This is a genomic window from Streptomyces sp. MUM 203J, assembly GCF_022414595.1.
Classification (GTDB): Bacteria; Actinomycetota; Actinomycetes; order Streptomycetales; family Streptomycetaceae; genus Streptomyces.
The window spans coordinates 20742-40567 of sequence record NZ_JADWYO010000039.1; the positions used below are offsets into that span (position 1 = coordinate 20742).

At 72.4% G+C, this 19826-nt stretch carries 18 protein-coding genes; 8 read left to right on the forward strand and 10 right to left on the reverse strand.

All coding sequences use genetic code 11. The annotated features are described in order from the left end of the window. The first annotated feature begins 224 nt into the window (after positions 1–224). The gene (sph, locus tag I3F58_RS19500; protein WP_240109924.1) at positions 225–1178 is read left to right on the forward strand and encodes a sphingomyelin phosphodiesterase; all 954 of its coding nucleotides are present in this window, start codon (positions 225–227) and stop codon (positions 1176–1178) included. Between the two features lie 127 nt (positions 1179–1305). Here sph and I3F58_RS19505 read toward each other — a convergent pair whose 3' ends face one another. Beyond that, a complete protein-coding gene (locus I3F58_RS19505) occupies positions 1306–1794 on the reverse strand; it encodes a macro domain-containing protein (protein ID WP_240109925.1) in 489 nt (162 codons plus the stop codon). A 109-nt stretch (positions 1795–1903) separates the two neighbouring features. On the opposite strand from I3F58_RS19505, the gene I3F58_RS19510 reads away from it, so the two are divergent. Then, a complete protein-coding gene (locus tag I3F58_RS19510) occupies positions 1904–2674 on the forward strand; it encodes a MerR family transcriptional regulator (RefSeq protein WP_240109956.1) in 771 nt (256 codons plus the stop codon). A 129-nt stretch (positions 2675–2803) separates the two neighbouring features. On the opposite strand, the gene I3F58_RS19515 is transcribed toward I3F58_RS19510, so the two are convergent. The 5 genes from I3F58_RS19515 to I3F58_RS19535 all read right to left on the reverse strand — a co-directional run bounded on the left by I3F58_RS19515 (position 2804) and on the right by I3F58_RS19535 (position 9472). Further along, positions 2804–4975, reverse strand: a complete 2172-nt coding sequence (locus I3F58_RS19515; protein ID WP_240109926.1) for a 3-hydroxyacyl-CoA dehydrogenase NAD-binding domain-containing protein — start codon at positions 4973–4975, stop codon at positions 2804–2806. A 54-nt stretch (positions 4976–5029) separates the two neighbouring features. Continuing rightward, on the reverse strand, positions 5030–6244 hold the full coding sequence (locus I3F58_RS19520; protein ID WP_240109927.1) for an acetyl-CoA C-acetyltransferase: 1215 nt from the start codon (positions 6242–6244) through the stop codon (positions 5030–5032). 72 nt (positions 6245–6316) lie between these two features. Beyond that, on the reverse strand, positions 6317–7459 hold the full coding sequence (locus I3F58_RS19525) for an acyl-CoA dehydrogenase family protein (protein WP_240109928.1): 1143 nt from the start codon (positions 7457–7459) through the stop codon (positions 6317–6319). Then, positions 7456–8634, reverse strand: coding sequence for a CaiB/BaiF CoA-transferase family protein (locus I3F58_RS19530; protein ID WP_240109929.1), 1179 nt, complete (start codon positions 8632–8634; stop codon positions 7456–7458). The genes I3F58_RS19525 and I3F58_RS19530 overlap by 4 nt, the downstream gene beginning before the upstream one ends. Before the next feature lie 139 nt (positions 8635–8773). Next, complete coding sequence (locus I3F58_RS19535) at positions 8774–9472, reverse strand: endonuclease V (protein ID WP_240109930.1); 699 nt, start codon at positions 9470–9472, stop codon at positions 8774–8776. A 138-nt stretch (positions 9473–9610) separates the two neighbouring features. Here I3F58_RS19535 and I3F58_RS19540 point away from each other — a divergent pair, with 138 nt between their 5' ends. The 3 genes from I3F58_RS19540 (at position 9611) to I3F58_RS19550 (ending at position 13199) form a co-directional block, all read left to right on the forward strand. Beyond that, complete coding sequence (locus tag I3F58_RS19540; protein ID WP_240109931.1) at positions 9611–10027, forward strand: SsgA family sporulation/cell division regulator; 417 nt, start codon at positions 9611–9613, stop codon at positions 10025–10027. 430 nt (positions 10028–10457) lie between these two features. Continuing rightward, positions 10458–12047, forward strand: coding sequence for an ABC-F family ATP-binding cassette domain-containing protein (locus tag I3F58_RS19545; RefSeq protein WP_240109932.1), 1590 nt, complete (start codon positions 10458–10460; stop codon positions 12045–12047). 174 nt (positions 12048–12221) lie between these two features. Continuing rightward, complete coding sequence (locus I3F58_RS19550; protein ID WP_240109933.1) at positions 12222–13199, forward strand: acyl-ACP desaturase; 978 nt, start codon at positions 12222–12224, stop codon at positions 13197–13199. Positions 13200–13232: 33 nt separating this feature from the next. On the opposite strand, the gene I3F58_RS19555 is transcribed toward I3F58_RS19550, so the two are convergent. The 3 genes from I3F58_RS19555 to ligD all read right to left on the reverse strand — a co-directional run bounded on the left by I3F58_RS19555 (position 13233) and on the right by ligD (position 15615). Continuing rightward, positions 13233–13526: a WhiB family transcriptional regulator gene (locus I3F58_RS19555; protein ID WP_240109957.1), complete on the reverse strand. Its 294-nt coding sequence runs from the start codon at positions 13524–13526 to the stop codon at positions 13233–13235. 216 nt (positions 13527–13742) lie between these two features. Continuing rightward, positions 13743–14549 carry a VOC family protein gene (locus tag I3F58_RS19560; RefSeq protein WP_240109934.1) on the reverse strand — a complete coding sequence of 269 codons (807 nt, stop codon included), beginning with the start codon at positions 14547–14549 and terminating at the stop codon, positions 13743–13745. A 55-nt stretch (positions 14550–14604) separates the two neighbouring features. Next, positions 14605–15615 carry a non-homologous end-joining DNA ligase gene (gene ligD, locus I3F58_RS19565; RefSeq protein WP_240109935.1) on the reverse strand — a complete coding sequence of 337 codons (1011 nt, stop codon included), beginning with the start codon at positions 15613–15615 and terminating at the stop codon, positions 14605–14607. Between the two features lie 74 nt (positions 15616–15689). On the opposite strand from ligD, the gene I3F58_RS19570 reads away from it, so the two are divergent. After that, a complete protein-coding gene (locus I3F58_RS19570) occupies positions 15690–16754 on the forward strand; it encodes an ATP-dependent DNA ligase (protein WP_240109936.1) in 1065 nt (354 codons plus the stop codon). A 206-nt stretch (positions 16755–16960) separates the two neighbouring features. Continuing rightward, positions 16961–17221, forward strand: coding sequence for a hypothetical protein (locus tag I3F58_RS19575; protein WP_240109958.1), 261 nt, complete (start codon positions 16961–16963; stop codon positions 17219–17221). Positions 17222–17223: 2 nt separating this feature from the next. Here the strand turns inward: I3F58_RS19575 and I3F58_RS19580 are convergent, their stop codons facing one another. Continuing rightward, complete coding sequence (locus tag I3F58_RS19580) at positions 17224–17667, reverse strand: YchJ family protein (RefSeq protein ID WP_240109937.1); 444 nt, start codon at positions 17665–17667, stop codon at positions 17224–17226. Between the two features lie 273 nt (positions 17668–17940). On the opposite strand from I3F58_RS19580, the gene I3F58_RS19585 reads away from it, so the two are divergent. Then, positions 17941–19716, forward strand: a complete 1776-nt coding sequence (locus tag I3F58_RS19585; protein ID WP_240109938.1) for an FAD-dependent oxidoreductase — start codon at positions 17941–17943, stop codon at positions 19714–19716. The last annotated feature ends 110 nt before the right edge of the window (positions 19717–19826 follow it).

A 19826-nucleotide genomic window follows, 5' to 3' on the forward strand; every position in this document is an offset into this window, starting at 1 on the left:
CGTGGTGGTCGCCTGGCGGTCTTCTTCCAGTATGCGATCACTGCCAGGCGGAGGTGGCGCGGGCGCGGCCGGAGGGTTCTTCTTCCGTGCGCCCCGCCGTCGCAAGATTTTCTCCACCCGAGGGCTACCCGGGGGTAACTGCGGCTGATTTGATGTGCGGCGCCACACACAAACCCCCCCACTCTTCCTTGGGAGTTCCCGTGCCGCGAATCGGATCTATTGTCATGTCCGCAGCGACTTCTGCGGTGCTCGCCGCCGCCGGACTGACCGCCGCCGCTCCCCCGGCCGCCGCCACCGGGACGACGCCGGAGCTGCGGGTCCTCTCCTACAACGTCTTCCTGTTCAGCAAGAGCCTGTACCCGAACTGGGGGCAGGACCACCGGGCGAAGGAGATCCCGAAGACGCCGTTCTTCCAGGGCAACGACGTCGTCGTGCTCCAGGAGGCCTTCGACAACTCCTCGTCGGAGGCGCTGATGGACAACGCCCGCGCGCAGTACCCCCACCAGACGCCCGTGATGGGGCGGGGCAAGAGCGGCTGGGACGCCACGGGCGGGGCGTACTCGTCGTTCACCCCGGAGGACGGCGGGGTCACGGTGCTCAGCAAGTGGCCGATCGTGCGCAAGGAGCAGTACGTCTACAAGGACGCGTGCGGCGCCGACTGGTACTCGAACAAGGGGTTCGTGTACACGGTCCTGGACGTGAACGGGACCCGGGTGCACGTGGTGGGCACGCACGCGCAGTCCACCGACCCGGGCTGCGCGGCGGGCGAGGCGGCGCAGGTCCGCAGCAAGCAGTTCAAGGAGCTGGACGCCTTCCTGGACCGGAAGAACATCCCGGCGTCCGAGCAGGTCCTCGTGGCGGGCGACTTCAACGTGGACTCGCGCACGGCCGAGTACGGGACGATGCTCACCGACGCCGGCCTGGTGGGTGCGGACGCGCGCACCGGGCACCCGTACTCCTTCGACACCCGGGACAACTCCATCGCGGCGGAACGCTACCCGAGCGACCCGCGCGAGGACCTGGACTACGTGCTGCATCGCGCCGGTCACGCCCGCCCGGCCGGCTGGACCAACGACGTGGTCGAGGAACAGAGCGCGCCCTGGACGGTGTCCAGCTGGGGCAAGTCATACACGTACACGAACCTGTCGGACCACTACCCGGTGGTCGCGGGCTCGTAGTGGCACGGGGTGGCGGTGCCGGGCCGCCCGAGCCGGGCGGCCCGCGTCCCCGGCGTCGCCCCGGGGGCTCCGGGAAGCCCCGGCCGGGAACGGCCCGGGGACGGCAACCGCCGCCGCGAGCCGGACCTCAGCCCCCGTGGTCGTAGACCGTGACCGGGATGCCGCGGGCGGCCAGGCGGTTGTGGACCAGGGGCTCGACGCGAGACCATCTGCCGCCCGCCAGACCGCAGCCGATCCGGGGCATGTGGACGGAGGCGTCCAGCTCGGCGGCGCGGCCGGCCAGCGCGGTGAGGGCCGTGTCGATGGCCCGGTACCGGACCGGGACCCCCTCGCCGCCCGTGCGGACGCTGCGGATGCCGTGCTGGCCCACCATGTTGGCGACCCACAGGTACGGGCCCACCTGAACCAGCTGGACGGCGCCCAGCGCGAAGTCGTTGCGGGCGCGGTCGCGGTGCCAGCGGCGGAAGGCGGCCTCCGGCTCCGGCCAGCGGCGGGAGAGGGCGAGCACGAAGCCCTTGCCCCAGCCGCCGATGTCGTTGCAGACATGCGCGATGATCCTGACGCCCTTGCCGGTCGGAGCCGTGGCGTCGCCTCGTACGTACGTGATCCCCGTCATGCGAACTACCGTACGAGAGGACACTGACATCGCCCAGGGCATTTCGCAGCTGTGGTGAGACAGCAATACTGTTGCACTGGTGCGACACCACAGCGGAAGCGAGGCATCCATGGCGACCGACACCGAGCCGCAGCCGGCCTACACCGTCGACGAACTCGCCGCCCGTGCCGGGGTCACCGTGCGGACCATCCGTTTCTACAGCACGCGGGGCCTGCTGCAGCCCCCGGTGATCGGGCCCCGCAGGATCGGCCGGTACGGGCACGACCACCTGGCGCGGCTCGCCCTGATCGAGGAACTGCAGCAGCAGGGCATGACTCTCGCGGCGATCGAGCGGTACCTGGAGCGGCTGCCGCCCGAGCTGAACCCGCAGGACCTGGCGATCCACCGGGCCCTCGTGGCCACTTGGGCGCCCGACACCACCGAGGAGCTGAGCCACACCGAGCTGGAGCGGCGGGCGGGTCGCGGCCTGTCGGGCGAGGACCTGGACCGGCTGGCCGCCATGGACGTGCTCCATCCGGTCGAGGGGGCGGACAGCGCGGACGGCGGCCTCTACCGGGTCGATCTCGGGACGCTGCGACTGGGTGTGCAGCTGCTGGACGTGCCGATCGCGCACGAGACGATCCTGACGGCCCGCACGGTCCTGCTGGATCACGCGCGGGCCACGGCCCAGGAGCTGTCCCGGCTGTTCCGGGAGGAGGTGTGGAACCCGTACCGGGAGCGGGAGGCGGACCCGGAGGACCCTGCCCATGTGCGGGCGATGAAGTCGCTGTCCGCGCATATGCAGCCGCTGGTGGTCCAGGCGCTGGTCACGGCGTTCCAGCGGTCGCTGAAGGACGAGCTGCGGGGCGCGTTCCGCGCGCCGGGAGAGGGCGGGCGGTAGGAGCGCGGGTGGCGTTCTCCCCGCGCCCCCGCCTTCCGGGAACCGGGGGCTCCGGCCCCCGGGAACCACGGCGGGGCTTCGCCGCCCCCACTCAGGCTCCCCGGGCGGAGGGGCCCCGACGGGCTGACGTCAGTCGCTGAACGTCTCTCCCTTCTCCGCCTTCTCCAGCAGCAGCGCCGGGGGCTCGAAGCGGGTGCCGTAGCGGGCCGCCAGCTCGCGGGCCCGGGCCACGAAACCGGGGAGGCCACCGTCGTAGCCGTTGACGTACTGGAGGACGCCGCCGGTCCAGGCGGGGAAGCCGATGCCCATGACCGATCCGATGTTGGCGTCCGCTACGGACGTGAGGACGCCCTCCTCCAGGCAGCGGACCGAGTCCAGGGCCTCCGAGAAGAGCATGCGCTCCTTCATGTCCTCGAAGGGCATGTCCGTGCCGGTCCTCGCGAAGTGCTCGCGCAGGCCCGGCCACAGGGCCGTCCGCTTGCCGTTCTCGTCGTAGTCGTAGAAGCCGGCGCCCCCGCTGCGGCCGGGGCGGCCGAACTCGTCGACCATGCGGTCGATGACGGCCTCCGCCGGGTGCGTCTGCCAGGTGCCGCCCGTCTCCTCCACCGCGCGCCGCGACTCGTTGCGGATCTTGCGGGGGAGGGTGAGGGTCAGCTCGTCCATCAGGGAGAGCACCCGGGCCGGGTATCCGGCCTGACCGGCGGCCTGCTCGATGGAGGCGGGCTCCACGCCCTCTCCCACCATCGCGACGCCCTCGTGGATGAACTGGCCGATGACCCGCGAGGTGAAGAAACCGCGCGAGTCGTTGACGACGATCGGCGTCTTGTTGATCTGCCGGACCAGGTCGAAGGCGCGGGCCAGGGCCTCCTCGCCGGTCCGCCCGCCCTTGATGATCTCGACGAGCGGCATCTTGTCGACGGGCGAGAAGAAGTGCAGACCGATGAAGTCGGCCTGGCGGTCCACGCCTTCCGCGAGGGAGGTGATCGGGAGGGTGGAGGTGTTGGAGCAGAGCAGGGCGTCGGGGGCGACGATGTCCTGGATCTCCTGGAACACCTTGTGCTTGAGCGCGGTGTCCTCGAAGACCGCCTCGATCACGGCGTCGCAGCCCGCCAGGTCTGCCGCCTCGGCCGTCGGGTGGATCCGGGCGAGCAGCGCGTCGGCCTTCTCCTGGGTGGTGCGGCCCCGCTGCACGGCCTTCGCGCACAGCTTCTCCGAGTACGCCTTGCCCTTCCGGGCCGCCTCCGCCGACACGTCCTTGAGGACCACGTCGATGCCCGCCTTCGCGCAGGCGTACGCGATGCCCGCGCCCATCATGCCCGCGCCGAGCACGGCGGCCTTGTGGACGGTCCGGGGCTCGACGCCCTGGGGACGGCTGCGGCCCGCGTTGACGGCCTGGAGGTCGAAGAAGAACGCCTGGATCATGTTCTTCGAGATCTGGCCGGTGACCAGCTCCGTGAAGTAGCGGCCCTCGATGGTCAGGGCGGTCTCGAAGTCGACCTGGGAGCCCTCGACCGCCGCTGCCAGGATGGCGCGCGGGGCCGGGTAGGGGGCACCGCCCAGCTGCTTGCGCAGGTTCGCGGGGAAAGCGGGCAGGTTCGCGGCGAACTTCGGGTTGGACGGTGTACCGCCCGGGATCCGGTAGCCGGGGACGTCCCAGGGCTGGTGCGACTCGGGGTGGGCGTCGATGAAGGCGCGGGCCTTGGCCGTCATCTCCTCGGGCGTGGCGGCCAGTTCGTGGACAAGGCCGTTCTCGAGGGCGCGGCGCGGGCTGTACTGGGTGCCCTGGATCAGGACCTTCAGCAGGGCGTCCGCGATGCCCATGAGGCGGACGGTGCGGGTGACCCCGCCGCCGCCGGGAAGCAGGCCGAGGGTGACCTCGGGCAGGCCGATCTTGGAACCGGGTGCGTCGAGGGCGATGCGGTGGTGGGAGGCGAGGGCGATCTCGTAGCCGCCGCCGAGCGCGACGCCGTTGACGGCGGCGACGACGGGCTTGCCGAGGGTCTCGATGCGGCGCAGCGCGTCCTTGATCCCTGCGGCGGCGTCGAAGACCTCCTGGGCTTCGGCGGGACCCGCCTTGACCATGTCCTTGAGGTCGCCGCCGGCGAAGAAGCTCTTCTTGGCAGAGGTGTAGACGATGCCGCGAATGGAGTCCTTCTCCGCCTCGGCACGGTCCGCGACGGCGGTGATCGACGTGCGGAACGCCTGGTTCATGGTGTTGGCGGACTGGTTCGGGTCGTCGAGGACGAGGGTGACGACGCCGGTCTCGTCCTGCTCCCAGCGGATGGTGGTGCTCTCGCTCATTCCTGGTTCTCCGTAAGAGGTCCGGCCGGGTACGGCCTGTGGGAGGGGACGGGGTCAGACGCGCTCGACGACCGTGGCGATGCCCATGCCGCCGCCGACGCAGAGCGTGGCCAGTCCGTACCGCTTGTCCTGGCGCTCCAGTTCGTCGACCAGGGTGCCGAGGAGCATGGCACCGGTGGCGCCCAGCGGGTGGCCCATGGCGATGGCACCGCCGTTGACGTTGACCTTGTCCAGGGACAGGCCCATGTCCTTGACGAAGCGCAGGACGACGGCGGCGAACGCCTCGTTGATCTCGACGAGGTCGATGTCCTCGATGGTGAGCCCGGCCTTGGCGAGGGCCTTGCGGGTGGCGGGGGCGGGGCCGGTGAGCATGATGGTGGGCTCGGAGCCGGAGACGGCGGCGGAGACGATCCGGGCGCGTGGCGTCAGCCCGTACCGCTCCCCCACCTCCCTGGTGCCGATGGCGACGAGGGAGGCTCCGTCGACGATGCCGGAGGAGTTGCCGGCGTGGTGGACGTGGTCGATCCTCTCGACCCAGTGGTACTCCTGGAGGGCGACGGCGTCGAAGCCGCCGAGTTCGCCGATGTCCGCGAAGGACGGCTTGAGCCCGGCGAGGGAGTCGGCCGTGGTGCCGGGGCGCATGTGCTCGTCGTGGTCGAGGACCGTCAGTCCGGCGCGGTCCGTGACGGGGACGACGGAGCGCTCGAAGTGTCCGCCCTTCCAGGCCGCGGCGGCGCGCTCCTGGGACAGCGCGGCGTACTCGTCGACATCGCGGCGGGTGAAGCCGCCGATGGTGGCGATGAGGTCGGCACCGATGCCCTGCGGGACGAAGTTGGTGTCGAGGTTCGTCATCGGGTCGGCGAACCAGGCGCCGCCGTCCGAGGCCATGGGGACGCGGGACATCGACTCCACGCCGCCCGCGAGGATCAGGTCCTCCCAGCCGGAGCGGACCTTGGCGGCGGCCAGGTTGACGGCTTCCAGGCCGGAGGCGCAGAAGCGGTTCTCCTGGACTCCTGCGACGGTGTCGGGCAGCCCGGCGGCGATGGCCGCGATCCGGGCGATGTCGGAGCCCTGGTCCCCGACGGGGCCGACGACGCCGAGGACGATGTCGTCGATCGCGGCCGGGTCGAGACCGGGGAAGCGGCCGCGGAGTTCGTGGATGAGCCCCACGACGAGGTCGATGGGCTTGGTGCCGTGCAGGGCACCGCTGGCCTTGCCGCGGCCGCGGGGGGTGCGGATCGCGTCGTACACGTACGCTTCGGTGGTCACTGGTCGGGCCTTTCGCGTCGCGAGGGGAGGGTGGTGCGGGGGGGCGGAGAGTGGGCGCGCGGGCGGTGGGCGTCAGCCGAGCAGGGAGCGGCCGATGATCTCCTTCATGATCTCGGTCGTGCCGCCGTAGATGGTCTGGATCCGGCCGTCGGTGAACGCGCGGGCGACGGGGTACTCGGTCATGTAGCCGTATCCGCCGTGCAGCTGGAGGCAACGGTCGGCGGCCCGCTTCTGGAGTTCGGTGGCCCACCACTTGGCCATGGAGGCGTGTACCGCGTCGAGGGCACCGTCCGCGTGGTCCTCGATGCAGCGGTCGACGAAGGCCCGGGTCACGGCGCACTCGGTGGCCAGCTCCGCCACCTCGAAGCGGATGTGCTGGAGCCCGGCCAGGGGGCGGCCGAACGCCTCGCGCTCCTTGACGTACGCGGTGGTGATCTCCAGCAGGTGTTCGGCGCCCGCCGCAGCGGCGACGGCGATGGCCAGCCGCTCCTGCGGGAGCTGGGTCATCAGGTGCACGAACGCGCCGTTCAGTTCGCCGAGCAGGTTCTCCTTGGGGACGCGGACGTCGTGGAAGAACAGCTCGGCGGTGTCCTGGGCCTTCTGGCCGATCTTGTCGAGGTTGCGGCCGCGTTCGAATCCGGCCGTGCCGCGCTCGACGACGAGGAGGGACAGCCCGTGGGCGCCGCCCTCGGGGGTGGTCTTCGCGACGACGACGACGAGGTCAGCCAGGATGCCGTTGGAGATGAACGTCTTGGAGCCGTTGAGCAGCCAGTGGTCGCCCTTGTCCTCGGCGGTGGTGCGGATGCCCTGGAGGTCGGAGCCCGCGCCGGGCTCGGTCATGGCGATGGCGGTGATGGTCTCGCCGCTGCAGAAGCCGGGCAGCCAGCGTCTCTTCTGCTCGTCGGTCGCGAGGGACGTGAGGTAGGGGCCGATGATGTCGTTGTGGAGGCCGACGGCGAGGCCGGGCACGCCCGCGCGTGTGAACTCCTCCGCGAGGACGGCGCTGTAGCGGAAGTCGGGAGTGCCGCCGCCTCCGTACTCCTCGGGGACGGCGAGGCCGAGCAGTCCCTGCCGGCCGGCGGCGCGCCACACCTCACGTGACACGATGCCGTCCTTCTCCCACTGCGCGTAGTGCGGCAGGACCTCCTTGGCGAGGAAGGTACGGACGGTACCGCGGAACGCGTCGTGTCCGTCGCTGTAGATCCGGCGCTTCACTGCGGCCTCCTGTGGGGTTCGGTGGTGACGCTCGGTACGTCCCAGTCGCGGGCGACCTCGGCGGAGTCGGCGCCCGGCCGGGCGGGCGGGCGGTGTACGGCACCGGGCGTGGCGGAGAACCGGGGCGCGGGGGCGGGCTGGGTGAGGCCGCCGTGATCGGTGAACGTGCCCCGGGCCGCCAGGTGCGGGTGCGCGGGTGCTTCCCGCAGCGACAGCACGGGCGCCACACAGGCGTCCGTGCCCGCGAAGACAGTCGACCACTCGGCGCGGGTGCGGGTGCGGAACCTGGCGGCGACCGCCTCGCGGAGTTCGCCCCACCGGGCGGGGACGTCGCGGGCCCCGGCCTGCCCGGGAGTCAGGCCGAGGAGCCGTGCGAACTCGGCGTAGAAGCGCTCCTCCAGCGCGCCCACCGCCATGTGGCGGCCGTCGGCGGTCTCGTACGTGCCGTAGAAGGGGCAGCCGCCGTCGAGGAGGTTGCCGCCTCGCGGGCCGTCCTGCCAGCCCCCCGCGGCGAGCATGCCGTGGATCATCGTGGCGAGGTGGGCGGCACCGTCGGCGATGGCGGCGTCGACGACCTGTCCGGTGCCCCCGGGGGTGCGGGCGTGGTGCAGGGCGGCGAGGACGCCGGTGACGAGATAGAGGGCGCCGCCCGCGTAGTCCCCGAGGAGATTCGCGGGCACGGGGGGCGGGGTGCCCGGGGCGCCGCCGGTGAGGGAGAGTGTGCCGCTCACGGCGAGATAGGTGATGTCATGGCCGGCGCGGGGGGCGAGCGGGCCTTCCTGGCCCCAGCCGGTCATCCTGCCGTAGACCAGCTTCGGGTTGCGGGCGAGGCAGGGGTCCGGGCCGATGCCGAGGCGTTCGGCCACGCCGGGCCGGTAGCCCTCGATGAGGATGTCGGCACGCTCGGCCAGGTCGAGGACCCGGGCCGGTCCGCCCTCGGCCTTGAGGTCGACGAGGACGGAGCGCTTGTTGCGGTTGGTGAGGTCGTACGCCGGGTCGATGCCGAGGCCCGGGCCTCCGGGGCGGTCGACCCGGACCACGTCGGCGCCGAGGTCCGCGAGGAGCATGGCCGCGAAGGGACCCGGACCGATGCCCGCCAGCTCGACCACGCGCACGCCGGCGAGCGGGCCTTGCCCATGGCCCTCGCCCTGAGGGCGGGCTGTCGTGGTCGTCATGAGGCTCCGGCTCCCCTCGCCACCGCCACGTCACTGTGACAGTACTGCTGTAACAGTGATGATGCTAGAAACGCGTCCCCCCGCACACAAGGCCTGTGGCCAACCCCGCCGAGCCGGAGCGCCCGTCACGCCGCCCCCGTCACGCCGCCCCCGCCGTCGCCTCCTTCAGCGCCTCGCGGCACAGCGAGTCGGCGTGACGGGTGGTCTCCGGGAGGCGGTAGCGGGGAGCGAGGGCCAGAGTGTGGGCGCAGGCGTTCGCCAGCGTGACGCGGTGACCGACGGAGACGAACACGGGCTTCACCCCGTCCCGGGTACGCAGCGCCCGCCCCACCTCCTCGTCTCCCGCGAGCAGCGGCGAGGAGGCGCCGCGCCGTTCCCCCGGCGGCTCGCAGGTGAAAGCGAAGGGGTTCTTGGCCACACCCATGACCGGCAGCCCGGTCAGCACGCCCAGATGGCTCGCGAGCCCGAACCGGCGCGGATGGGCCCGCCCGTATCCGTCGCAGACGACGAGCCCCGGTGCGGCGCTGAGGGCCTCCAGCGCGGCGAGCACGGCCGGGAGCTCCCGGAAGGCCAGCAGCCCCGGGACATACGGGAAGGAGACCCGCCCGACGGCGGTGGCGCGGTCCACGACCTCCAGGGTGCGCGCGTCCAGTACGACGGCCGCCGCCGCGACCAGGTCGCGCTCGTCGTCGTACGCCACGTCCACGCCGGTCACCAGCCCCCTGCCGGGCGGCGGTCCGGGCTCGTCGAGGACGACGCGGCCCCGCAGCGCGTCCTGCGCCGCGAGCGCCTCCGTCTCGTCGGAGGGCCAGTCGGCAGGCGTTTCGATGATCTTCATGATGAACCTCACCTTACGGCGGGGCACCCTGTGAGGACACCCCGTACTGTGATGCAGGTCACATGACTTCACGGTGCACGCCTCGCCCCGAACGCTCGTCCTTCCGGGTACGAGGGAGACCGATTCAGGGAGCAGGACTTGTCGACCGTCATCGAGCAGGCCGTGGAAGCCCGCCTCGTCGCGTCCGCGCCCCGCATGGAGACCGTCCCCGCCACGCTGCGGTACGACCGGCGCGATCCTTTCGCGGTACGGATGTCCTTCCCGGCGGCAGCGGCGCTGGAGGGCGTCGAGGTGGTCTGGGAGTTCTCGCGCGAGCTGCTCCTTGCGGGCCTGAGGCGGCCTGCCGGGTCCGGTGACGTGCGGGTGCGGCCGTGGGGCCGGGACCGGGCGGTGCTGGAGTTCCACGTGCCCGAGGGTGTCGCGATGGTGCAGGTGTGCCGCTCGGAGCTGTGGCGGTTCGCCCAGCGGACACTGCAGGTGGTGCCGGTGGGCTTCGAGCATCTGTACCTGGACCTGGACCATGACCTGGCCCGGCTGCTGAGGGATGCGCGCTGATCCGTAAATGCGTTGCCGGACGCGGCGCGTGACCTCTAACGTCGTCCACGCCCTGTTGCCGCCGATCGGAGTGGACGTTGCTCGACTGAGGTCCTGAGACGCCGCGTGGCCGCGCGCCTTCTTTGCGCCGAGCCTGCCTGACGCCGTGTGCGGCCTGGACGTCCGAGCATGTCCGGTGACGGGTCTTTCCCCGATCGCCCTCCCTCCCGGAACCGGGGCCTTCGCGCCCCGTCCCCCGTACCGCTCCCCAAGCGCTTCGAGCAGAGGGCGCCCCGGAACGGCGCTCACCCCCGAACGCGGGACGGCCTGATGTCCCGGCGCCCGGGGCGCACGAGGGGCCGGAGGTCCGGGGCCGCACCCACGCCGTTCTCCCGGTGTCTCACCGTTGTCCCCTTCTCCTTCCTCCTTCTCACGCGACCGGGAGACCCCTGTGACCGCTGCCCCCGCCCTGACCTGCACCGCCCTCTCCTTCACCTGGCCCGACGGCACCGTCGCGTTCGACGGGCTCGACCTGTCCGTCGGGGCCGGACGGACCGGGCTGATCGGGCGCAACGGGTCCGGGAAATCGACATTGCTGAAACTGCTGGCCGGGACGCTCACCCCGGGCGGCGGGTCCGTCCGCGCGGCGGGCGAGGTCGGATACCTGCCGCAGGACGCCACGCTCGACACCGCGCTGCGCGTCGACGAGGTACTCGGTATCGCCCGCACCCGGGCCGCACTGCTCGCCATCGAACGGGGCGACGCCGGCGAGGAGCACTTCGCGGCCGTCGGCGACGACTGGGACGTGGAGGAACGGACTCTCGCCGTGCTCGACCAACTGACTCTGGGTCACATCGGCCTGGACCGTGCGGTCGGGGAGATGTCGGGCGGCGAGTGTGTGCTGCTGCGGCTCGCCGCGCTGCTGCTGGCCCGGCCCTCAGTGCTGTTGCTGGACGAACCGACCAACAACCTGGACCTGCGGGCCCGGCGCCGCCTCTACGCCGCGGTCGACGCCTGGCCGGGCGTCCTCGTCGTGGTGAGCCACGACCGGGAGCTGCTGGAGCGGGTCGACCGGATCGCGGAGCTGCGCGACGGCGAGGTCAGCTGGTACGGCGGTCCCTTCTCCGCGTACGAGGAGTCCCTCGCCGTGGCGCAGCAGGCCGCCGAGCGGACGGTGCGCGCCGCCGAGGCCGACGTACGGCGCCAGCGGCGCGAACTCGCCGAGGCACAGCAGAAGTTGTCGAAGCGCAAGAGGACCGGCCAGAAGGCATCAGCCAACAAGGTGGTCCCCCGCATCGTCGCCAACGAGCGCAAGCGCGCCGCCCAGGTGTCGGCGGGCCGGCACCGCGCCGTGCAGGAGCAGCGGCTGGAGCAGGCGCGGGAGCGGCTGGGCGAGGCGGCGGAGGCGGTTCGGGACGACGACGGGATCCGGGTCGAGCTGCCGCACACCGCCGTGCCGCCGGGCCGTGACGTCCTGCTGCTGCGCGAACTGACGCTCCGCCACGGTACGCGTCTGAAAGGTGTGTTCGAGATACGCGGGCCGGAGCGGGTCGCACTGGTGGGGCCGAACGGGTCCGGCAAGTCGACGCTGCTGCGGACCGTCGCCGGGGAACTCGCCCCGCTGGCGGGTGAGGCCGAGGCCCGGGTGCCGCTGCGCTTCCTGCCGCAGCGGCTCGACGTCCTGGACGACGAGCTGACCGTGGCGCAGAACGTGGCGCTGCGGGCCCCGCGGGCGACACCCAACCAGATCCGGGCAGGCCTGGCGCGGTTCCTGTTCCGGGGCGCCAAGGCGGACCAGCGGGCGGGGACGCTGTCCGGGGGCGAGCGGTTCCGGGCCGCGCTGGCGGCGCTGCTGCTGGCCGAGCCCGCGCCGCAGCTGCTGCTGCTGGACGAGCCGACGAACAACCTGGACCTGGCGAGCGCGCGAAGCCTGACGGGGGCGCTGGAGGCGTACGAGGGCGCGCTGGTCGTGGCGAGCCACGACGAGCCGTTCCTGGAGTCCATCGGCGTCACCCGCAGGCTGTCACTGGATGGGCTGTGACGCAGAACACGTCGGTGACACTGGGCATGCAAGGAGGACCGGACACCTCTACACATAACTGAATGTAATGGGGCAATGCTACGGCAGGTATTGGCCACACCCTTACGGGGCGCTTAACCTACGGTTTCGTAACCTACGAATCCGTAGGTAGTGAACCCGTTCCCAGGAGCCCCCGTGACCCTCACCTCTCCTCACCTCGGCAGTTCGGCGGAGTGGACCGATGCCCGGCTGCTGTACGCGCTGGAAGAGGTGGTCGAGAAGGAGCTGAACCGCCACCTCAAGGTCGCGAAGGACTGGATGCCGCACGAGTACGTCCCGTGGTCGGACGGCCGGAACTTCCCGGGGCTCTTCGAGGACGGGGAGGCCTGGGCCCCCGACCAGTCGAAGGTCTCGGACGTCGGCCGGATCGCCCTGGTGGTGAACCTGCTGACCGAGGACAACCTGCCGAGCTACCACCACGAGATCGCGACCCTCTTCGGCCGGGACGGCGCCTGGGGCACCTGGGTGCACCGCTGGACCGCCGAGGAGGGGCGGCACGGCATCGTGATGCGGGACTACCTGCTGGCCTCCCGGGCCGTCGACCCGGACAAGCTGGAGCAGTTCCGGATGGCCCACATGAGCGAGGGGTTCGAGTCCGACAACCGGCACTCGATGCTCCACTCCGTGGCCTATGTGGCGTTCCAGGAGCTGGCGACCCGGATCTCGCACCGAAACACCGGGCACGAGTCCGGCGACCCGGTGTGCGACCGGATGCTGGCGCGGATCGCGACCGACGAGAACCTGCACATGGTCTTCTACCGGAACCTGCTGGGCGCCGCGTTCCAGATCGCGCCCGACCTGACCATGCAGGCGGTCCGGGACGTCGTCGTGAACTTCCGGATGCCCGGCCACGGCATTCCCGGGTTCGAGCGGGCCGCCGCCCAGATCGCCATCGGCGGGATCTACAACCTGCGGATCCACCACGACGACGTGCTCCAGCCGGTACTGCGCTTCCTGCGGGTCCTGGACATCGACGGCCTCGGCCCGGAGGGCCTGAAGGCGCAGGAGGAGCTGGGCCTGTTCATGGGCGGCCTGGACACCGAGGCGGCGAAGTTGGACGAGAAGCTGGCGGCCCGCAAGGCCCGGCTGGCGGCCCGCGCCGCCGCGAGCTGACGCCCGCACGCCTGAGGTGATCCGCAGCGGCGGTCAGGCGGGCTGCCGCTCGGGCCTCGGGGCGCCCTGGCGGCGGCTCCGCCTCAACGCGCGCCGTTCCTGCTCCGACAGCCCGCCCCACACCCCGAACCGCTCGTCGTGCGTCAGCGCGTATTCCAGGCAGGCGCCGCGGGAGGGGCAGCGCCCGCAGAGGAACTTCGCCTCCCTGGTCGACGAGCCGGGCTCCGGGAAGAACAGATCCGGCCCGGTCTGGGCGCACAGGGCGGTCTCCTGCCAGGGCAGCTCGGATCCGGCGCCGGAGTCGGGGACGAGCGTCAGGCTGGACATGGTGCGGTCTGCGGCGGGGTTGATCGGCATGTCCCACACGCTGCCCCACGCCGATAAACGACCGGTCAACAGATGTTCAACGGCCCGGGCGCGGCGGAGAAGGCCGCTCGCGCCCTGCCAGCATGGGCCCGCGCCGGGCGGCCGGGCAAGGAGTTCCCGCGCGTGTCCCGGGTCCGGGAACCGGGTCCGTGAGCGGCCGGACGCGGCGCCGCCCGCTCACGGGGTGCGCGCCGCCCGCTCCAGGATCGCGAACCGCGCCCCGTACGGGTCCGTGAGCTTGGCCGACCGCCCGAGCCCTGCCAGGTCGCCCGGTCCGCGCCGCACCTCGCCGCCCAGCCGTTCGGCCTGGGAGAGCGCCCCGGCCAGGTCCGCCACCTCGAAGTACGGGACCCAGGACGGACCGCTCTCGGCCTCGGACGGGTCGTCGCCCAGCGGGACGACCCCGCCGAACGCGTCCTCCATCGAGGCGCGGCCGGTGCCGGACGGCTGGAGCAGCGTGTATCCGGCACCGGTCACCGGCGCCCCTGCCGTATGCGCCTCGGTGCCGAAGACCATGTCGTAGAACGAGAGGTCGGCCACCGGGTCCGGCGTGTAGAGCTCCACCCAGCAGAGCGCGTTCGGCTCCCCGACCGCGTCGAGGCCCTTGTTCGTGCCGGGCTCCCAGACGCCGAACCCGGCCCCGGTCGGGTCGCTGAACAGGGCCATCCGGCCGAGGTCGCTGACCTCCATGGGCTCCATGCCGACGCTGCCGCCGCCCTCCTGCACGGCGGTGGCGGTGGCCTCGGCGTCCGGGGTCTGGAAGTACGGCGTCCACGCGGAACGGCCGTGTTCCGCCGGGATGGTCATGGCGCCTGCGACGGTGCTGCCGCCGCGCTGGAAGATGCCGTAACCGCCGAAGTCGGGCCCGGAGTCCTGGAACGTCCAGCCGAAGAGTCCCCGGTAGAAGGACCGGGCGCCGTCGAGGTCGGGGGTGCCCAGGTCGACCCAGTTCGGGGAGCCGGTGACGAAGCGGGTGGTGAGCATGGGAGCGGCACTCCTTCGTGTGTCTGCGGCGGCGGTCGGGGGCCGCGCCCGGGGGTTACTGGTCCTTCTTCGCGCGACTCGGCTGCACCCGCTTGGGTTCGCCCGGCATCTTCGGGTGGTCCGGCGGATACGGCAGGTCGCCGAGGCCGTGCTCGCGCTCGTCCCGTTCGGCCAGCTCCAGCAGGCTGTCCAGGGCGAACGCGTGTTCCTCCATGTCCGCGTGGACGTCGCCCTCGTCCGCGTACCGCACCGGCATGGTCGCCAGGTCGAAGTCGCGCGGGTCGACGCTGTCCAGCTCGTGCCAGCGCAGCGGCGCCGAGACCGGGGCGTGCGGCCGGGGGCGGATGGAGTAGGCGGACGCGACGGTCCGGTCACGGGCGGTCTGGTTGTAGTCGACGAAGATCCGCTCGCCGCGCTCCTCCTTCCACCAGGCGGTGGTGACCCGCCCGGGCATCCGCCGCTCCAGCTCCCGCCCCACGGCGATGGCGGCGCGGCGCACCTGTGTGAACGTCCAGCGCGGCTCGATCGGCACGAAGACGTGCAGCCCGCGCCCGCCGGAGGTCTTGGGCCAGCCGCGCAGCCCGTACTCGTCGAGCAGGGCGCGCAGCTCGTGCGCTGTGCGCACCGCCTCGGTGAAGCCGGTCCCCGGCTGGGGGTCCAGGTCGATGCGCAGCTCGTCGGGGCGTTCGGTGGCGTCGCCCCGCACCGGCCAGGGGTGGAAGGTGAGGGTGCCGAGGTTGGCTGCCCACAGGACGGCGGCGGTCTCGGTGGGGCGGATCTCGTCGGCGGAGCGGCCGCTGGGGAAGGAGATGTGGGCGGTGGGGATCCAGTCGGGGAGGTTCTTCGGGGCACGCTTCTGGAAGAAGGACTCGCCCGCGACTCCGTCGGGGAAGCGCTCCAGGGTGGTGGGCCGGTCGCGCAGGGCCCGGGTGATGCCGTCTCCGACGGCGAGGAAGTAGCGGGCGACGTCCAGCTTGGTGAAGCCGCGCTCCGGGAAGTAGACCTTGTCGGGGTTGGTGAGGCGCACCTTCCGGCCGCCCGCCTCCAACTCCACCGCATCTGCCATACGCGCCACGGTATGCGGCCGGGACAGAGCGCGCATATCGGGTGACCTCCGGGTGACTCGGGCAGAATCGTGCCATGGACCTGCCGGTGATGCCGCCGTTGAAGCCGATGCTGGCCAGGAGTGTGAAGACGATCCCGCCGGGGATGCAGTACGAGGCCAAGTGGGACGGCTTCCGGGCCATCGTGCATCGCGACGGGGCCGAGGTGGTGATCGGCAGCCGCACGGGCAAGCCGCTGACCCGCTACTTCCCGGAGCTGGTGGAGGCGGTGCGGGAGCGGCTGCCGGAGCGCTGCGTCGTCGACGGCGAGATCGTCGTCGCCCACGGCGGCCGGCTCGACTTCGACCGGCTGACCGAGCGGATCCACCCGGCCGACTCCCGGGTCCGGATGCTGGCCGAGCGGACCCCGGCGCGGTTCGTGGCCTTCGACCTGCCGGCGCTGGGTGACCGGTCGCTGATGGACGCCCCGCTGACGGAGCGGCGCACGGAGCTGGAGCGCGTTCTGGCGGGCGTACGGCCTCCGGTGCACCTGGCGCCCGCGACGCGGGAGGTGGCGGTGGCCCAGGAATGGTTCGAGCGGTACGAGGGCGCCGGGCTCGACGGGGTGATCGCCAAGCCGCTGGATCTGCGCTACCGGCCGGACGCCCGGGTCATGTACAAGATCAAGCATGAGCGGACCGCCGATGTGGTGGTGGCCGGCTACCGCCTCCACAAGAGCGGACCCGTCGTCGGCTCGCTGCTGCTGGGGCTGTACGACGAGCGGGGCGCCCTCCAGCATGTGGGTGTGTGCGCGGCGTTCACCGCGCGGCGCCGCGCGGAACTGGTGGCGGAGCTGGAGCCGCTGGTGATGGACCCGCCGGACGGGCACCCGTGGGCGTCCTGGGCGGACGCGGCAGCACGCGAGAAGGGGCGGCTGCCGGGGGCGCCGAGCCGCTGGTCGGGGAAGAAGGACCTGTCATGGGTGGCACTGCGGCCGGAGCGGGTGTGCGAGGTCGGGTACGACCACATGGAGGGCGACCGGTTCCGGCACACGGCGCAGTTCCGCCGCTGGCGGCCGGACCGCACACCGGAGAGCTGCGGCTACGGGCAGCTTGAGGAACCTGTCTCGTACGACCTGGACGAGGTGCTGTCGGGCGGCTGAGGCACGCCCCTGCCGTGTCAGCCGTGTTGCGGGGCGGACGCGTTGGCGCCGCGCGACGGTGATCGCGGACGGCCCGCGGACGAAACCCTTGCGGGACTGATACGGCCCCGGGGCGAAACCGGGGCCCGGGAACCGTCACCATGGAGGGGTACACCCAGCAGCCGGACGCCTGCCACAAGCAGGACAGCAGCAGAGAAGGACCTCACGTGACCGTGTCGCGTCTCATCCCCGTCCCGATCCCCGACAGCGTCGCCGCCATGATCGGGTCCTGCATGCCGCTGGGTGTCCTGCACGCCGAGATGGACGCGGAGTGCGCGGCCCGCGAGGTGCGGCGGTTCCGGGGGCCGTTGTGCCCGGAGGACCAGGCGGACCGGGAGCACGCACTGTCGACGCTGGCCCGGGCGAACAAGGTGCTCGCCGCGTACAACCCGGGGCTGGTGCTGCAGCCCGGCGGCGGGATCCGCTGAGGTCAGTCGAACGTACCGTCCACGTACACCCACCGGCCGCCGGCCTTCTCGAAGCGGCTGCGCTCGCGGAGCGCGCCGGGGCGGCCCTGGTGGGTGTAGTGGGCGGCGAAGGTGACGGTACCGGTGGTGTGGAACAGGGTGCCGTCCGTGGTGTCCAGGATCTCCAGGCCGGTCCAGCGCGTGTCCGGGTCGAGCTCGACGGTGCGGGGGCGGGTGGCCGCCGCCCAGGTGCGGAGCAGGTACGGCTCGTCACACGCGACGAAGGCGCTGTACCGGGAGCGCATGAGCGACTCGGCCGTCGGGGCGGTCGCCTCGCCGGTGTGGAAGCGGTGGCAGCAGGCGCGGTACGGGGCGGGGAGTCCGCACGGGCAGGGCGCGTCGCCCGGGACGGCGGGTGCGGCGGGAGCGGTCGGTCGCCTCGGGGGGCGGGCCTTGCGTCGGGACATGCCGCCATTGTGCCCGGCCGGGCCCGTCCGCCTCCCCGCCCCTCCCCGGCTGCGCCGAACCGCGCCTCCGCCGCGTGAAGGGGCGGGGCACCCGGGCACCCGGACCTCGCGGCTCCGCTGCTCACCCGCACAGGCACGGCGGGACCGGAGTCCCCCGCGGTACGCGGAACCGGCCATTCTGCGGAGCTGCCCGCAGGGTGCTTCCGAGTCCTGCCTCGCCGCTCTATTCTCCTGCGCCACACAGGGTAGTTACCGCCGGTAAAGGGGTGGGACATGGAGCACAGGGGTTCGACGCGCCGCACGTTCATGGCGGCGGGCGCCGCCGTCACCGCAGCAGGAACCGCGGGGCTCACCCCGGGCACCGCCCAGGCGGCGCAGGCGACCAGGGCCGAGACCCCTTCCGTGGCCGTCCTCGGCGGCGGCGTCGCCGGTCTGACGGCCGCGCACGAGCTGGCCGAACGGGGCTTCCGCGTCACCGTCTTCGAGCGCCGCGCCCTCGGCGGCAAGGCCCGCAGCATGGGCGTACCAGGCAGCGCGCGCGGCGGGCGCGGGCCGCTTCCCGCCGAACACGGCTTCCGGTTCATCCCGGGCATCTACCACAACCTCCCGGACACGATGCGCCGCATCCCGTTCCCCGGGAACCCGAACGGCGTCTTCGACAACCTCGTGGCGCCCCGCGAGATGATGTTCGCCCGCAACGGGCGCGAGGACCTCCGTCTTCCGGTCCCGTGGCCCGGCCACCGGCCCGGGCAGCTCACGCTCGACGAGCTGCGCCGCGCGCTGACGGCCTTCGTCGAGACGGCCGTCCACCTCCCCCTCCACGAGGCGGCGTACTTCGTGGGCCGTGCGCTGGTCTTCCTGACGAGCTGCGCGGAGCGGCGCGACGACGAGTGGGAGCGCGTGCCCTGGTGGGAGTTCACTCGCGCGGCCCGGATGTCGGTGGACTACCAGCGGATCCTGGCGATCGGCGTCACCCGCAACATCGTCGCCACCAAGGCGGAGGAGGCCAGCACCCGCACGGTGGGGACGCTCGGCGAGGCGTTCGTGTTCAACGCGCTCGGCCGGGGCGCGGACGGCCCGCCCGACCGGATCCTCGACGCACCCACGAACGAGGCGTGGATCGATCCGTGGGAAGCCCATCTGCGCTCGCTGGGCGTCGAGTTCAGGATCGGCTGGACGCTGCGTGAACTCGCCTACGGGGAAGGGCGGATCACCGCGGCCGTCGTCGACGACCCGCAGGGCGTACGGCACGGCGTCACGGCCGACCACTACGTCTGCGCGCTGCCGGTGGAGCACGCCCGGCGGACCTGGGGGCCCGCGCTGCGTGCGGCGGATCCTCAGCTGGCGCGGTGCGACCGGCTCCGCACGGACTGGATGACGGGCATCCAGTTCTATCTGACGGAGCGGCCCCCGCTGGTCCGGGGCCATGTCAACTGCCTGGACTCGCCGTGGGCCCTGACCGCGATCGCGCAGGCACACCACTGGTCCGGGCGGGACTTCCCCGCCGACTACGGCGACGGGGTGGCCGTGGACTGTCTGTCCGTGGACATCTCGGAGTGGGACCGGCCCGGGATCCTGTACGGGAAGACCGCGAAGCAGTGCACCCGGGAGCAGGTGGCGCGGGAGGTGTGGGCACAGCTGAAGGCCGCCCTCAACGACACCGGGCACCCGGCGCTCAAGGACGGCGCCCTGCACTCCTGGTTCCTGGACCCGGCCGTGGACGGCCTGGGCACCCCGCACCCGACGAACGAGGACGAGCTGCTGATCCACCCGGTGGGCACCCTGCACAACCGCCCCCGGGCGACGACCCGCGTCCCGAACCTCTTCCTGGCAGGGGACTACGTGGCGGTCGACATCGACCTGGCCACCATGGAGGGCGCCAACGCCTCCGCCCGCCAGGCGGTCAACGCCCTCCTGGACCGCATCGCCTCCGACGCCCCGCGCTGCGCCGTCCACTCCCTGTTCCGCCCGCCCGAACTGACGGCCGCCCGCCGCCACGACCTCCTCCGCTACCGCCTGGGACTGCCGAACGCACTCGACCTGGGGTGACCTCTGATCCACTGGACCACGGCGCCGCCGGGGACACCGGCAGCGGACCGGACGGACCGTGGCAGCCCCGCTCACCGCCGGGCGGCGCCGCCCGGGCGCCGGCGGGGCCC